Source organism: Burkholderia metallica, assembly GCF_902832845.1.
GTDB lineage: Bacteria > Pseudomonadota > Gammaproteobacteria > Burkholderiales > Burkholderiaceae > Burkholderia > Burkholderia metallica.
The window spans coordinates 603,876-618,148 of the sequence record NZ_CADFDB010000001.1 but is presented as its reverse complement, the minus strand read 5'-3'; the positions used below and the strand labels follow the sequence as shown (position 1 = coordinate 618,148).

Sequence of the window (14,273 nt, the reverse complement as noted above, 5' to 3'; positions counted from 1 at the left end):
TCGCTACCGGTAATACGGTCCGATCCGGAAAAACTTGATGGTCTTTTGCGCGAAAAGCGGAAGAATATTCGTTGCGGAAAACTATGACGGCGCGCTATCGATAGGCACGAGACGGCTTCGGCAGCCCGCCGCAGCACCCGCGCGCCGCGCGATTCAGCGCAACCATGCGGCGAATTCGGAACACGCCCACGCGATGCCGATGCACAGGAACAGCAGGTGCAGCGCGATCTTGAACGACACGCCCCACGACGGATCGATCTGCATGACAGGCTCCCCGGTTGATGTGCGGCCATGATCCGCCGTCGCGCGCGCACCGAAAATGCGGAACCGGCGAATCGGGTCTCAGGCTGCGCCTGATACCGCGGCCGCCGTTCCCTGCTAAGTTATCGGCCATTCCAACACGATCGCCCCCACCCATCATGCGCTTCGACCTGACCGACCTGCGGCTCTTCCTGAACATCTGCGAAGCCGGCACGATCACGAGCGGCGCGGAGCGTACGCACATCACGCTACAGGCCGCGAGCGAGCGCATCCGCGGCATGGAGGACGAGCTCGGCGTGCCGCTGCTGCACCGAACCAAGTCGGGCGCGCAGGCAACCGACGCGGGCCGCGCGCTCGAACACCACGCGCGCACCGTGCTGCAGCAGATCGACCACATGCGCGGCGAACTGCAGCAATACGGCCAGGGGCTGCGCGGGCATATCCGGCTGCTGTGCAACACCGCGTCGCTGAGCGAATACCTGCCCGACGCGCTGGCCGACTACCTGCCCCATCATCCGAAGCTGTCGATCAGCGTCGAGGAGCGTTCGAGCCAGGAGATCGTGCACGCGATCCGCAACAAGACGGCCGACGTCGGCATCGTCGCCGATTCGGTCGGGCTCGGCGGGCTCGAACAGAAGCCGTTCCGCGAAGATTGGCTGATCGTCGTCGTGCCGGCCGCGCATCCGCTCGCGTCGCAACGCGAGGTCGCGTTCGACGCGATCGCCGACGCCGATTTCATCGGCCTCACCGACGGCAGCGCGCTGCAGGTGCATCTCGCCGACCAGGCGCGCGCGCTCGGCAAGCGGATCCGCTATCGCGTGCAATTGAAGAGCTTCGACGCGATCTGTCGCGTGATCGCCAGCGGCGTGGGCATCGGCGTCGTGTCGCGCCACGCGGCCGAGCGCGCGATGCAGACGATGGACGTGCGGCTCGTCGAGCTGTCCGATCCGTGGAGCCATCGACGGCTGAAGCTGTGCGCGCGGTCGTTCGAAGCGCTGCCGAAGTACACGCGCGAATTCGTCGCGTTCTTGTCGGGCGCGGCGGCGGCGCGGTAACCTGCCGTACCGATGCGTCCGCCCGCGCCGACGTCATGCCTGTGACCTGCGATCCACCTGCCCTTCCTGCCCGTCGGCTGGCGATCGTCGAAGGCTTCATGGGTTCCGGCAAGTCGATCCCGATGCGCTTCATCGAGCGGCGACTAAAGGCAGCCACGCGCAACGTCGTGGCGATTCACGAACGGCCCGCCCCTCGTCCCGCGCGGGCCACCGACGAACCCGAACACGGGTTCGAACCGTGGCGCGAGGCGACGGCCGCGCAACTCGCCGAGCGTGCGCTCGGGTGGCGCACGGCCGCGATTGCATCGCGATCGCGCGAGAGCACAGGCTGCCGGCGAACCGCGTCGAGCGCGCCGCGGCAGCAGCGCATGCAACACCGCGGCGCATCACGCGGCGGCGCGAGACCTCGCACCGCCTGTCGAAACTTCGGGAGAAGCAACGATGACCGAAACCGATCTCGCGACCCGCTACCGCGCGTACATCGACTGCCTGAACCGGCAAGACTGGCCGGCGCTCGGCGAATACGTCTCCGATAACGTGATCCACAACGACCGGCCGCTGGGCCTGCCCGGTTACCGCGCGATGCTGGAACAGGACTTCCGCGACATTCCCGATCTGCGTTTCGACATCCGGCTGCTCGTGTGCGAGCCGCCGCGCGTCGCATGCCGGCTTCGCTTCTCATGTTCGCCAAAAGGCACGTTCATGGGCCTCGCCATCGACGGCCGGAAGGTCACGTTCTGCGAGAACGTGTTCTACGAATTTCATGACGGCAAGATCCGGCAGGTCTGGTCGGTGATCGACAAGGCGACGATCGAGACACAGCTCTAGCGTTGCCGGAACGGCCTGACTGCCCGTCGCCGTTGCCCCCCATCTCGGTCGCATTTGGCTCAAGCCTTTCGGATAACGTTTTCCATCACAATCGCGTGAACGCGCCTCCTCGAAAATTCCTTCCGTACGTCGCGGCTGAATCGGCATCCTTCGCCGCCGCCTTTCAAATCCGCAAAAAATCCCGGTAAATATCGCAGCGTTCCAATCTCACGCACCGCGCCCGACTTCCCACCATCCGGGTTTTTCCCGCCCCGTCCAGCATGAAAGTTCATTGACATCGCCCCAGTCGCGGCCTAAATTTGGAAAACGTTTTCCAATGCTACCGCGCGACGCCGGCCACGGCCCGCGCAGGGAGAACGCTTGCCCGCTCGATAAGTGATTCAGGCCGTCCGTCTTCAGGGATCAGGGTTGCAAGGCGGCGGCCGGGTACGGGCATCGAGCGCGGCGACGGCCATACCCGCCCGTCCTTCACCACTATTCGAAACTGGAGACACAATGCATTCGCGCAGCAGATTCGCGCTCGGCGCCGCGCTCAGCGCCCTTTCCGTCCTGTTCGTCAGCGCATGCGGCGGCAACGACGTGACCGACACGCCGCCGTCGTCGCCTTCAGCGCCCCCGTCCACGGCGCCGTCGCTCGCACCCAATTCGCTGCAGGCGCTCGTCTACGGCGCGCCCGACACCAGCGTGCCGGCCGGCACGAACGTTCCGGTCACGATGATGGGCCAGATCCGCGCGCTGTTCGACCTGATCCGGAAATCGCCCGACTTCACGCAGGTCGTGATGGATCTCGGCGACGGCACGCCCGTCCACGTGCTCGACACGAACACCGGCGACAAATTCCTGCCGGGCAAGCTCGCGCTCGGCCTGTCGTACATCCTGATCGACATGAAGTCAAAGAACGATCCGCAGTACGCGAGCTACCTCGCGACGTACCGGACGATCACGACCGCGATGATGGCGCAGTCGGGCGGCAACTACACGTATGCGAACACGTCGTGGGGCGAGTACTACTACCTCGTCGCGCTGAACAACCTGAAGGCGCACGGGATGCTCAACGAAGTGTTCAGCGACGCGATGCTCGCGACGCTGCAGCAGCGGCTCACCTTCTGCGACATGTTCGGCCCCGATGCGAGCGGCAAGACCGATACGTGCCCGGCGGCCGGCACGCCGATCGACATCGCGTCGCTCAATACCGCGCAGAACTACTATGCGGTGTCCTACGGAATCGCCGGGCTGCGCCAGAAGCTCGGCTGGAGCAGCCCGTCGTTCGCGTCGAAGACCGATCCGTCGGTCGCGACGATGGGAGCGCGCGACGCGCTGCTGTACACGCTCACGAACCACATCCGCAACGATTCGTCGGGCGGGTTCTCGGACGAAGCGTCGAACACGCACACGACCTACTACGACCAGGCGCGCTTCGACCGCTACAGCACCCTGCTGATCGGCGAAGTGACCGAGCGCACGTTCGAGATGGGCAACGAGGCGAACCTCACGCCCGAACTGAAGGGCTACTTGCGCAAGTCGGTCGACCTGATCCTGCCGCAGTTGAACGCGGACGGCCAGGGCTTCAACTACGGCCGCTCCATCGGCCCGTACGGCGATTCGGCGTTCATGGAGGTGCTGACGGCCGCGGCCAACGCCGGCGTGCTGACCGACCAGGAGAAGCAGGTCGCGTACACGTTCATCTACCAGGCCGCGCGGCGTTTCGACACGTACTGGTACGACCCGTCGCTGCCCACGCCGTCGGTGAACATGTGGGTCAAGGGCCGCGGCACGGATGCGTATCGCGGCAAGCCGCGCGTGATGGGCGAGAACTTCAGCCTGCTGCACCAGTACCTGTACGTGAACGCGTGGTGGAACAAGCTCGGCTTCGGCGGCAAGGCGCCGATGGCCGATACGGACTACGGCGCGTGGCTCGACGCGCTGCCGCACTACACGCTCACCTGGTACAACCAGCCGGGCGACACCGCGCATCCGTACAGCGCGGCACTCGTCACCGTGCGCGACGGCCGGCGCGTGATCAACCTGAATCTCAGCCAGGCGCCCGACTACAACTCGTACACGCCGTACTACCCGGTGCCGTTCTCCGACAAGCTGATCTACGGCACGACCGATCTCGGCTACGCGCTGCTGGTGCCGCAGGTGTCGTACAACGGGAAGACCTACATTCCCGTCACGTACTACAAGAACCTGAACGTGCAGCAAGCCAACGGGCAGGTGATCGTGTCGTTCGACACCGCGAAGTTCCGGCTCGCGTCGAAGAACGCGGCGTACACGACGGATCTCGACCTGCAGGTGCATACCGTGCTGACGTTCGCGCACGGCTCGGTCTCGCGCAGCGATACGCTGAGCACGGGCACGCTCGCCGGCAACCTGTCGGTCGAAACGGACTTCACGTCGTTCGCGGATTTCGCGTCGACGCAGGCCAACGGCGACGGCGCGTCGGTCACGTACGCGAACAGCGCCGCGACCGGCTATGCGGCGTCCGGCTTCGACCACTGCGCGCTGTCCGCCTTCGACACGGCGAACGGCACGACGAATCCGTTGTCGACCACGCCGATCGGCCAGCTGCATTCGAACTTCGCATGTACGACGAAGCCGTTCGCCCTCGGCGCGGGCGCGACCCGCACGTTCGGGTGGACGCTGAAGTACGCCGATCCGGCTTGAGCGCAACGGTGTAACGCAGGTCCGCCGCAGACTCCCGAAGCCGGTTGCCGCTGAAACCGGCTTCGGGATCGTCACGGATGAAGCGGGCCGCCCGCATCGCAGGCGACGCCCGCTCACAGCCAGCCCGACGCCGCCATATACGCACCCAGCGCGATCAGTCCGACGAAGAAGCAGCGCTTGAACGCCTGCTCGCTCATCACGCGCCGCGCATATTGCCCGCCGGCCATGCCCACCAGCGCCGGCACGAGCGCCAGCGCCGACACGCCGAGATCGACCGTCTCCAGCGCGCCCGTCACGCGCAACTGCAGCCCAAGCGCGATCGTCGACGCGGTAAACGACAGCCCGAGCGCCTGGATCAGATCGTCCTTCGACAGCCGCAACGCCTGCAGGTACGGCACGGCAGGCACCACGAACACGCCGGTCGCGGCCGTCACGACACCCGTCAGGTAGCCGACCGCGGCCGACAGCCATTTCTCATGACGGCCCGGCGCCGGCAGCCGCGCGGCGGCCAGCCCCCACAGCCCGTACAGGATCAGCACCACGCCGAGCGCCGCGTGTGTCCAGGTGCTGCCGGCCGCGAGCGCGGGCAGCCCGCCCGTCAGCGTGCCGATCGTCAGGCCGACGAGCAGCGGCCACAGCCGGCGCAGCAGCGGCCCGAACGACGGGCCGAGCCACAACTGCCACACGTTGGTGACGAACGACGGCACGAGCAACAGGCTTGCGGCGGCCGACGGCGGCATCGCGAGCGTCAGCAGCCCCATCGCGATCGTCGGCAGCCCGAGCCCGATCATTCCCTTGACCGCACCGGCCAGCAGGAAAACCACGGCGATGATCGTCAGCGTATGAATGGGCATGAAAGGCGTTCCGTCAGGTCGAGTACGGCGCCGATGGTGAACCGCGATCGCGCCGCCCGCCATCTGGTTTTGCCTGAGGCTGGCTAGGGCTTGCCGGGTGGAGCCGGCGCGGGGGCGGGCCGGTGGGCCGGTGGGCCGGTGGGCCGGTGGGCCGGTGGGCCGGTGGGCCGATGGGCCGATGGGCCGGTGGGCCGGTGGGCCGGTGGGCCGGTGGGCCGGTGGGCCGGTGGGCCGGTGGGCCGGTGGGCCGATGGGCCGGTGGGCCGGTGGGCGATGGGCGATGGGCAGCCACGCCGCCAGCCGGCGCAACACGCGCCGCCGGCATCGACGCAGGCGGGCCCGGGCCATGCACCGCCCGGGTTGCCCAAGCTCGCCCCGACGCCCGAATCCGGACCGCAGCCGCACGGAAAACCTGATTCCGAAACGGCAGCCGATCCCGGCCGATCAATCCCCGTGAGCGGGCCCCCGCGCCTGCTCGCTGTCGAGGTGGGCCATCTGTGCGGCCGGATAACGCGCACCGGCAGCCGCCCCGGCGGGAACCGCCGCTTCGATGCGCTCGATATCATTGACCGTTAGTTGCATATCGGCGGCTTGCAGCGCGTCCTGAAGCTGCGTGCGCTTGCGCGCGCCGATCAACGGCACGATATCGTCGCCGCGCGACAGCACCCAGGCGATCGCGACCTGCGCCGGATTGCTGCCCTTCTCGTCGGCGACTGCCCGCAGCGCGTCGACAAGCTCGAGGTTGTGCGCGAGGTTCTCGCCCTGGAAGCGCGGGCTCGCCGCGCGGAAATCGCGCGCGGCCTGCCGTGTCGTGCTCCAGTGCCCGCCGAGCAGCCCGCGCGACAGCACGCCGTACGCGGTCACGCCGATCCCGAGTTCGCGGCACGCGGGCAGGATCGCGGCCTCGATCCCGCGCGACAGCAGCGAATATTCGATCTGCAGGTCGGCGATCGGCGCGACGGCGGCCGCGCGGCGGATCGTGTCGACGCCGGCTTCCGACAGGCCGATATGACGTACGTACCCGGCCTTCACGAGATCGGCGATCGCGCCGATCGTCTCCTCGATCGGCACCGCCGGATCGACGCGCGCGGGCCGGTAGATGTCGATGTAGTCGGTGCCGAGCCGTTTCAGCGAGTACGCGACGAAGTTGCGGATCGCCGCCGGCCGCGCGTCGTAACCGGCGAACCCGCCGGCCGGATCGCGCAACGCACCGAATTTCACGCTGAGCAGCACGCTGTCGCGTGCGCGGCCGCGCAGCGCATCGCGGATCAGCATCTCGTTGTCGCCCATCCCGTAAAAATCGCCGGTATCGAGCATCGTGATGCCGTGGTCGAGCGCCGCGTGCACCGTCGCGATGCTTTCGTCGCGGTCGGCCGGCCCGTAGAAATCCGACATCCCCATGCAGCCGAGCGCGAGCGCCGACACCCGCGGGCCCGTACGGCCCAGTTCACGCGTATCCATATCCGTGTCCTCGATCGATGACTGAACAGGCCGGATTCTGGACGCATCGGGCCGCGCGATAAACGCGAAACGCGCAACCAAACCATTCAACGTTGATTAACAATGGAGCCTGCCTTCTCCACCCGCGCACTCACCCCGCATGGATCATCTGCAAGCAATGCGCATCTTCGCGCGCGTCGCCCATCTCGGCAGCTTCACGAAAGCGGCCGAACAACTGCAACTGCCGCGCCCGACGGTCAGCAACGCCGTCCAGTATCTGGAAAGGCACCTGGCCGTCCGCCTGCTGCAGCGCACGACGCGGCGCGTCGCGCTGACGGTCGAGGGCGCGACGTATTACGAGCGCTGCACGCGCTTGCTGGCCGATCTCGAGGATGCGGAAACGCTGTTCGAGGACGCCGGCACGGCGCCGCGCGGCGCGATCCGCGTCGACCTGCCCGAACGCTTCGCGCTGAACCAGGTGATTCCGGCGCTACCGGATTTCCACGCGCGCTATCCCGACCTGCGCATCGTGATCGGCACGACCGACCGCTTCGTCGATCTCGTCGCCGACGGCATCGACTGCGCGGTGCGGGTCGGCGCGATGTCCGACACGTCGCTCGTCGCGCGGCGCATCGGCGAACTCGCGCAGATCAACTGCGCGGCGCCCGCGTATCTCGAGCGGTACGGCACCCCGCGCTCGCCGGACGAGCTGCCGGACCACGTCGCGGTCGGCTATTTCTCGAGCCGCACGGGCCGCGAGCTGGACTGGGAATATGCGGACATGGATTCGGGCGAGCTGCACACGCTCAAGATGCGCAGCGTCGTGTCGGTCAACAGTTCGCAGGCGTATCTCGCGTGCTGTCTCGCGGGCCTCGGGCTGATCCAGGCGCCGCGCGAAGGGCTCGGCCCGCTGCTCGCCGACGGCTCGCTGGTCGAAGTGCTGCCGGAATGGAATGCCGAACCGCTGCCGGTGTCGGTGGTGTTTCCGACCGGCCGGCATCTCGCGCCGCGCGTGCGGATCTTCGTCGACTGGCTCGCCGAAACGCTCGGCGCCACGCCGCGCGCGGAATGACGACAACGGACGCCGCGGCATCCGGCCGCGGCGCCGTCCGATCGGACGCTCAGAACTTGTGGCGGATCGCGGCCCGCACCGCGAACTGGTTCGACGACGACGACGGGCCGTCCGTGCCGACCACGTAGCCGCCGTCGGCCGCCGTGCCGGTCTTGTCGCCGGCAACCTTCTGCCATGCGCCCTGCAGGTAGACGTCGGTGCGCTTCGACAGGCTGTAGTCGGCCATCAGGCCGACCGTGTGGTATTTCGGCTTGAACGACCCGGCCGCGGCATCGAACTTGCCGTCCGTGTACACGTACTGCGCGCCGAGATAGAAATCGGGCGTGAGCTGGTACTTGCCGTTGATCTCGAAGTTCTGGAATTTCGTCGCGGTCAGCCCGAGGCCGGCGAACGTCGAGGCCGGCAGGTAGACGGTCGACACCGGGTTCTTCACGTCGGTCTTCGTGTAGACGACGCCGACCGTGGCCGGGCCGAACGTGTAGTTGACGCCGCCGCCGAAGATCCGCAGGCGGTCGGCGACGAAGTTCGCGTCGTCCGCCGTGATCGCGCCGGCGCTGCCAACGCCCGGGTTGTTCGCCTGCAGGTACGCGGCGGCGACCTGCAGCCCGGCCAGCGAATATTGCGCGCCGAGGCTGTATTGACGGTTGTTCGAGAAGCCGGTGCTGTTGCTGAAGCTGTACGTGCCGCCGAACGTCAGGCCGTTCCAGTCGGCGCTCGCGTACTTGACCGTGTTGTTGACGCGGAACGAATTGTCCGTGTTGTCGTTGTCGAACGGGTGCGAGAGCAGCGTGCCGCCCCAGTTGCCGTTCGCGGTGAGCGGCGCGAGGTAGTCGACGACGGCATCGTACTGGCGGCCGAACGTCAGCGTGCCGAAGCGCGACTCGCTCAGCCCGACGAACGCCTGGCGGCCGAACATGCGGCCGCCCTGGCCGAGCCGGCCGTTGTTCACGTCGAACCCGTTTTCCAGCGTGAAGATCGCCTTCAGCCCGCCGCCGAGATCCTCGCTGCCCTTCAGGCCCCAGCGGCTGCCCTGCGCATAGCCGCTCGCGAGCTGGTAATTCGTTTTTCCGACCCCATTGACGTTCACGTTGTTCGTGTAATTGAAGCCTTCGTCGATCACACCGTACAGCGTCACGCTGTTCTGGGCGAAGACCGGCGCGGCGAAAGCGGCCAGCGCGGCGGCAAAAATGACGTGCTTCTTCATGCGAATCTCCGGAGCCGGGGGCCGGACGAGGCAAGCGTCCGGCGAATGTCTGGTCTGTTGTATGGCTGGCCCGCAGGGCGGACGACGCGGTGTGCTGCCGCGTGAGGATAAAATGGTGTCACGTCGCAAATCGTCCGTCCATCGGGGTGTATGAACCGTGCGCAAAACGTTGCGCTCGTCCAACTGCCCGTTGCGCGAACGGCCTGACCCGGCTTATCGGCAGCGGCGCACGGGCCCGCCATCCGCGTAAACCCGGTACGCGTCGCATCGGTGGCACAATGCGCATCCGTTCGCCATTTCCTCACGAAGTCATGCTTCACCCCGATTCATGCGCGGTGCGCGCCAGCCGCGCCCGCGCCCCGCGCCGGGAGGCGGTCCGATGACCGCACCGGCCCGGGCCGGCCGCTACGCCGAGCTCGATTTCTTCCGCGGCCTCGTGCTGCTCGTCATCGTCGTCGACCACATCGGCGGCAGCATCCTGTCGCGCGTGACGCTGCACGCGTACGCGCTGTGCGACGCGGCCGAAGTCTTCGTGTTCCTCGGCGGCTTCGCCACCGCGATCGCGTACAACTCGCTCGCCGAGCGGCACGACGAAGCCGCCGCGCGCCAGCGCTTCATCCGGCGCGCGTTCGAGATCTACCGTGCGTTCCTCGTGACGGCCGGCCTGATGCTGCTGATCACGGCCGCGCTGAACGCGCTCGCGATCGACGGTCCGAACATGCCGACCAACGATCTCGACGGCCTGCTCCACAAGCCGCTCGCCGCGTTGCGCGACATCCTGCTGTTCCGCCGCCAGCCGTACCTCGCCTCGGTGCTGCCGATGTATGCGTTCTTCGCGCTGCTCGTCCCGCTCGCGCTGCCGCTCGCCCGCACGCAGCCGTGGCTGCTGCTCGCGTTCAGCGGGTCGCTGTGGTACGCGGCGCCGCACGTCGCGCGCTTTTTGCCGACCGTCGAAGGCGCGCCGTGGGACTTCAACCCGTTCGCGTGGCAGTTCCTGTTCGTGCTCGGCGTGATCGCGCGCTGCCAGCCCGTCTACCAGACGCTCGCGCCAAAGCCGCAGGGCTGGCTGCTGACGGCCGCAGCACTCGCGATCGTCGCGGCCGGCGCGTACTACCGGCTGCGCATCGAGCCGTTTCCGACCGATCCGTCGATCAAGCAGAACCTCGGTGCGCTGCGGCTCGCGAACTTCCTCGCGATCGCGTGGCTCGCGGCCAAGCTCGTGCACCTCGGCTGGATGAAGAAGGTCGCGCACGCGATGCCGTGGATCGGCACGATCGGCCGGCAGGGGCTGCTCTGCTTCGTCGCCGGCACCGGCATCTCGCTCGCGGTCGATTCGCTGCTGTACCAGGCGACCGAAGGCTATCTCGACGTGAAGCTCGGGCTGATCGCCGACGTCGTCGCGATCAGCCTGCTGTATCTCGTCGCCAAACTCTACGGGCCGCTCGTCGCACGGCTGCCGCTCCTCCGTTCGCGGCGATGACGCGCCGCGCCGTCATGCGCCGCTGCTACGATAGCCGGCGCCTCTCCTGAAACGATTCGCCATGCGCCGACTCGCCCTTCCGTTCGCCCTCGCCCTGATCGCCGGCTCCATCGGCGCCGCCCGCGCGACGCCGCCTGCGCCGGCGGCATCGCCCGCACCGCCGCCGCCACCGCCGGCCGTGCAGACCGCGACGACCCCGTCGGCCGCGCAGGAGCCCGCGCTCAACCCGGGCAGCAGCGTCGTGCTGCGCACGTTCCGGTCGGCGTCGCTCAGGCGCGACTGGTCGTACACGGTCTACCTGCCGCCCGGCTACAACCCGGAAGGCGCGCGCTACCCGGTGATGTACCTGTTGCACGGCAATGCCGGCAACGCGAACGACTGGGTCACGCAGGGGCGGCTGCAGGCCACCGTCGACACGCTGATCGAGCGCCGCGAGATTCCGCACGTCGTGATCGTGATGCCGCAGGGCGGCACCGACTGGTACGTCGACCGCAAGGAGAAGATGCAGAGCGCGTTCCTCAACGACCTGCTGCCCGAAGTCGAAACGCACTTCGCGGTGTCGAACCAGCGCGCGGGCCGCGCGATCGGCGGCGTGTCGATGGGCGGCTTCGGCGCGCTGCGCTTCTCGCTGCTCGAACCGGGGCTGTTCTGCGGCGCGATGCTGCTGAGCCCCGCGATCTACGCGAACGAGCCGCCGCTCAATTCCGCCGCGCGCTACGTCGGCGTATTCGGCGAGCGGCAGTTCGACCCGCGCGTGTGGCACGAGCTCAACTACCCGGCGCTGATGCGCGGCTATTTCGCGCGCAACTGGCGGATCCCGATGTTCATCGCGGCCGGCGACGACGACCTGACGATCCAGGCCGAATCGAGCGTGCTGTACACGCAGCTGCGCCGCGCGCAGAATCCGGCCGAACTGCGCATCGTCGACGGCGGGCACACGTGGGATGTCTGGCGCGGCTTGCTCGGGCCGGGGTTGAAGTACGCGCTCGAATGCGTGAAGTGACGGCGGGCGGGCGCTGCGCCGCCCGTTTTCGTCAGGCCGGCCGGTGACCGACGGGCCGCCGGCCGTCGATCCGCCCTCCCGGCACATTTGTCGCGCCTGACGTCGGGCTCGAGATAGCGGACTCACAGCCACGTGCCGCCCCGTCGTTCGTTCGGCTCTCCGCCGCGCATTTCGACTACATTGGCGAAGCGGCAAGGTCAACGCTCATCCCCAGCCTCACCCGTCATTCAACCCGCAGGACATCAAGCCATGTCAATCTCGAAGAAGTTCGCAGCCGTCACGGGCGCCGGCTCCGGCATCGGTCGCGCGGCGGCCGTCGCGCTCGCCGCAGCGGGGTTCACCGTCGCGCTGCTCGGCCGCACGGAGCAATCGCTGCGCGAAACCCAGCACGCCATCCGCGCGGCCGGCGGCGACGCGCACGTGTTTCCCGCAGACGTCACCGATGAAGCATCGGTCGACCGCGCGTTTGCGCAGATCGCGCAGCAGTTCGGCCGGCTCGACGTGCTGTTCAACAACGCCGGACGCAACGCGCCGCCGGTTTCTCTCGACGAATACGATCTCGACGTGTGGAACGGCGTCGTCGCGACGAACCTGACCGGCGTCTTTCTGTGCGCGCGGGCCGCGTGGCGCCTGATGAAAGCGCAAACGCCGCAGGGTGGCCGGATCATCAACAACGGTTCGATCTCCGCTCACGCGCCGCGCCCCGACACGATCGCGTACACGGCCACCAAGCACGCGGTGACCGGGATCACCAAATCGCTGGCGCTCGACGGCCGCCGGTACAACATCGCGTGCGGCCAGATCGACATCGGCAACGCGGCGACGTCGCTCACGGAACGGATGACGCAAGGCGTTCCGCAAGCCGACGGCAGCCTCGCGCCCGAAGCGCGCATGGACGTCGCGCATGTCGCGAACGCGATCGTCCAGATGGCGAACCTGCCGCTCGATACGAACATCCTGAACATGACGATCATGGCGACGGCCATGCCGTTCGTCGGCCGGGGATAAGCGCGCAACGCACGGCAATCGATGCACGCCGTCGCGCGGCTTATGCGAGCCAGTCGCGGACGATTGCGTGGGCGAGCGTTGGATTGTCGGGTTAGGAGTGCGTAGTGCGCGGTGCCGAGCGTGCGCGCGCACTGGAAACGCAACTGCGGCCCGCCGGGCCATTGCACCCGGCCTTCCGCGCGACAGGGTCCGTCAGATCACGGCGCCGGCGACGGATATCGCGCACGTTCCGCACATGCGGGCGCGCATCGCATGTATCGCGTACACGTCGATCCGAACGGGCTCACACATCCGCATCCGGAATCCGCGCCGACTGGATCACGACCAGCGTGTCCCCCGCCTCGATCCTGCACGGCGGGTCTTCGTAGAACGAGAAGATCTTCCCGCACCGATCGAGCCCGACGACGATCGCACCCGGCACGACGTTCGTCATGCAGCCGACCTCTTGCGGCATCGCCTCGCGCTCCAGCAGCGTCGCGCGTCCGCGCGTCGACAGCATGTCGTTCACGAACGGCACGATATAGCGGCTATGCACGGCATCCGCGAGCAGCAGCGCGCCGATCTTCGTCGACGACACGATCACGTCCGCACCCGCCTGCCGCAGTTGCCGCTGGTACAGGTTCTCCTGGATCCGCACGACGATCTTCGTATCGGGCGCGATGCTGCGCACCGACAGCGTCAGCAGGATCGCAGTCGGATCGTCGGTCACCGAAATGATCACGGCCTTCGCTTCACGCACCTGCGCCTGCTGCAGCAGATCCTCGTGCGCGGGATCGCCGAGCAATCCGGCCACGCCGAGCGACGTCGCGGCCTCGATTGCCTGCTGCTGCGAGTCGATCACGATGAGCGTCGCCGGATCGACGCCGCTCTCGAGCAGTTCGCGCACCGCGATCGAGCCCGACAGGCCATAACCGCAGACGACGATGTGATCGGACAATTGCTTTTGCAGGCGTTTCATGCGGAATTCCTCGACGACGCGCTGGATCACGAACTGATACGCCGTGCCCAGGAAAATGAACCAGATGACGATGCGGATCGGCACGATGAAGAACGCATCGATGAGACGCGCCCGTGCGGTGACGGGCACGATGTCGCCGTAGCCGACCGTCGCGACCGTGACCATCGTGAAGTACACGAGATCGGAGACGGTCATCGGCGTGCTCTTGGTCGAATCGCGCAGCCCGTCCCGATCGAGATACAGCACGAGGAACGCGAGCGCGCACAGCAGCACGACCGCGCCGACACGGAACAACAGCGTGCGCTGCGGCGACGTCGCCGGACGCGTGAACAGCGTGCGCGCACGCGGCGCCTGCCACGGGTTGCGGGCGCGACGCAGGCGTGAGCGCAACGAGCGGCGCTGGGCGGAAGGCGTTGCCAACGGGGAATCTCCTGAAGGATGCG

11 protein-coding genes are annotated in these 14,273 nt (G+C 67.6%); 7 read left to right on the top strand and 4 right to left on the bottom strand.

The features are described 5' to 3' along the window. Window positions 1-419: 419 nt before the first annotated feature. The 3 genes from HWX08_RS02705 to HWX08_RS02695 all read left to right on the top strand — a co-directional run bounded on the left by HWX08_RS02705 (window position 420) and on the right by HWX08_RS02695 (window position 4,811). A complete protein-coding gene (locus HWX08_RS02705; protein WP_069260212.1) occupies window positions 420-1,316 on the top strand; it encodes a LysR substrate-binding domain-containing protein in 897 nt (298 codons plus the stop codon). 441 nt (window positions 1,317-1,757) lie between these two features. Then, window positions 1,758-2,144, top strand: a complete 387-nt coding sequence (locus tag HWX08_RS02700) for an ester cyclase (RefSeq protein WP_069260213.1) — start codon at window positions 1,758-1,760, stop codon at window positions 2,142-2,144. A gap of 495 nt (window positions 2,145-2,639) precedes the next feature. After that, window positions 2,640-4,811 carry a hypothetical protein gene (locus tag HWX08_RS02695; protein WP_174921747.1) on the top strand — a complete coding sequence of 724 codons (2,172 nt, stop codon included), beginning with the start codon at window positions 2,640-2,642 and terminating at the stop codon, window positions 4,809-4,811. Window positions 4,812-4,924: 113 nt separating this feature from the next. Here the strand turns inward: HWX08_RS02695 and HWX08_RS02690 are convergent, their stop codons facing one another. Both HWX08_RS02690 and HWX08_RS02685 read right to left on the bottom strand, forming a co-directional pair. Next, window positions 4,925-5,665 carry a sulfite exporter TauE/SafE family protein gene (locus HWX08_RS02690; RefSeq protein ID WP_174921746.1) on the bottom strand — a complete coding sequence of 247 codons (741 nt, stop codon included), beginning with the start codon at window positions 5,663-5,665 and terminating at the stop codon, window positions 4,925-4,927. A gap of 444 nt (window positions 5,666-6,109) precedes the next feature. Further along, a complete protein-coding gene (locus tag HWX08_RS02685) occupies window positions 6,110-7,126 on the bottom strand; it encodes an aldo/keto reductase (RefSeq protein WP_174920719.1) in 1,017 nt (338 codons plus the stop codon). 139 nt (window positions 7,127-7,265) lie between these two features. Between HWX08_RS02685 and HWX08_RS02680 the strand changes: the two genes are divergently transcribed. Beyond that, window positions 7,266-8,177, top strand: a complete 912-nt coding sequence (locus HWX08_RS02680; protein ID WP_069260217.1) for a LysR family transcriptional regulator — start codon at window positions 7,266-7,268, stop codon at window positions 8,175-8,177. A gap of 49 nt (window positions 8,178-8,226) precedes the next feature. Here HWX08_RS02680 and HWX08_RS02675 read toward each other — a convergent pair whose 3' ends face one another. After that, entirely contained in the window at window positions 8,227-9,381 is a 1,155-nt protein-coding gene (locus HWX08_RS02675) for a porin (RefSeq protein WP_107313591.1), read from the bottom strand. A gap of 379 nt (window positions 9,382-9,760) precedes the next feature. Between HWX08_RS02675 and HWX08_RS02670 the strand changes: the two genes are divergently transcribed. From HWX08_RS02670 to HWX08_RS02660, 3 genes are all read left to right on the top strand, one after another. Further along, on the top strand, window positions 9,761-10,861 hold the full coding sequence (locus HWX08_RS02670; protein ID WP_069261172.1) for an OpgC domain-containing protein: 1,101 nt from the start codon (window positions 9,761-9,763) through the stop codon (window positions 10,859-10,861). A gap of 61 nt (window positions 10,862-10,922) precedes the next feature. Next, a complete protein-coding gene (locus HWX08_RS02665) occupies window positions 10,923-11,864 on the top strand; it encodes an alpha/beta hydrolase (RefSeq protein ID WP_174920718.1) in 942 nt (313 codons plus the stop codon). Window positions 11,865-12,113: 249 nt separating this feature from the next. Continuing rightward, complete coding sequence (locus tag HWX08_RS02660; RefSeq protein WP_069260220.1) at window positions 12,114-12,872, top strand: SDR family oxidoreductase; 759 nt, start codon at window positions 12,114-12,116, stop codon at window positions 12,870-12,872. Window positions 12,873-13,155: 283 nt separating this feature from the next. On the opposite strand, the gene HWX08_RS02655 is transcribed toward HWX08_RS02660, so the two are convergent. Then, window positions 13,156-14,250, bottom strand: coding sequence for a potassium channel family protein (locus HWX08_RS02655; protein ID WP_069260221.1), 1,095 nt, complete (start codon window positions 14,248-14,250; stop codon window positions 13,156-13,158). Window positions 14,251-14,273: the final 23 nt, after the last annotated feature.

Excerpts from the sequence above, each read along its gene's own strand:
- HWX08_RS02705 (WP_069260212.1), top strand. The coding sequence starts at position 420 with ATGCGCTTCGACCTGACCGACCTGCGGCTCTTCCTGAACATCTGCGAA.
- HWX08_RS02700 (WP_069260213.1), top strand. The coding sequence starts at position 1,758 with ATGACCGAAACCGATCTCGCGACCCGCTACCGCGCGTACATCGACTGC.
- HWX08_RS02695 (WP_174921747.1), top strand. The coding sequence starts at position 2,640 with ATGCATTCGCGCAGCAGATTCGCGCTCGGCGCCGCGCTCAGCGCCCTT.
- HWX08_RS02690 (WP_174921746.1), bottom strand. The coding sequence starts at position 5,665 with ATGCCCATTCATACGCTGACGATCATCGCCGTGGTTTTCCTGCTGGCC.
- HWX08_RS02685 (WP_174920719.1), bottom strand. The coding sequence starts at position 7,126 with ATGGATACGCGTGAACTGGGCCGTACGGGCCCGCGGGTGTCGGCGCTC.
- HWX08_RS02680 (WP_069260217.1), top strand. The coding sequence starts at position 7,266 with ATGGATCATCTGCAAGCAATGCGCATCTTCGCGCGCGTCGCCCATCTC.
- HWX08_RS02675 (WP_107313591.1), bottom strand. The coding sequence starts at position 9,381 with ATGAAGAAGCACGTCATTTTTGCCGCCGCGCTGGCCGCTTTCGCCGCG.
- HWX08_RS02670 (WP_069261172.1), top strand. The coding sequence starts at position 9,761 with ATGACCGCACCGGCCCGGGCCGGCCGCTACGCCGAGCTCGATTTCTTC.
- HWX08_RS02665 (WP_174920718.1), top strand. The coding sequence starts at position 10,923 with ATGCGCCGACTCGCCCTTCCGTTCGCCCTCGCCCTGATCGCCGGCTCC.
- HWX08_RS02660 (WP_069260220.1), top strand. The coding sequence starts at position 12,114 with ATGTCAATCTCGAAGAAGTTCGCAGCCGTCACGGGCGCCGGCTCCGGC.